The 325-nt window shown below is 66.5% G+C and carries 1 protein-coding gene; it reads left to right on the top strand.

What is annotated here, in order from left to right; genetic code table 11:
* The coding region (locus AC5WRT_RS39170; RefSeq protein WP_496101126.1) for an SsgA family sporulation/cell division regulator at positions 1 to 324 on the top strand (324 nt) is incomplete at its 5' end.
* Position 325: the final 1 nt, after the last annotated feature.

Here is a 325-nt window from a genome sequence, read left to right as displayed (position 1 = left end):
GATCCCTATGTGGTCCGTGCCGCATTCACCACCGACGTCGACAGCGACGAGCCGGTGGAATGGATCATCGGGCGCGATTTGCTGATCGACGGCCTGGAGGGCCCCGCCGGCGAGGGAGACATTCGCATATGGCCCACCGGCGAGGAGGGCTGCCGCGACTTGTACATCCTTCTCAACCCGCCGTCCGGTACGGCCCTGCTCAAGGTCCCAGCGCAGGAATTCAAGGCGTTCCTGCAGGAAACGGAGGCAGTGGTGCCCCGGGGGGCCGAGCTCGGCCACAGCGACTTCGACCGCTTGCTGGCGCACTTCCTCGCCGAAGGGTGAG

This window comes from Streptomyces sp. NTD91 (assembly GCF_059510455.1).
The sequence above is the reverse complement of the archived record's forward strand: the minus strand, read 5'-3'. Positions and strand labels throughout refer to the sequence as shown.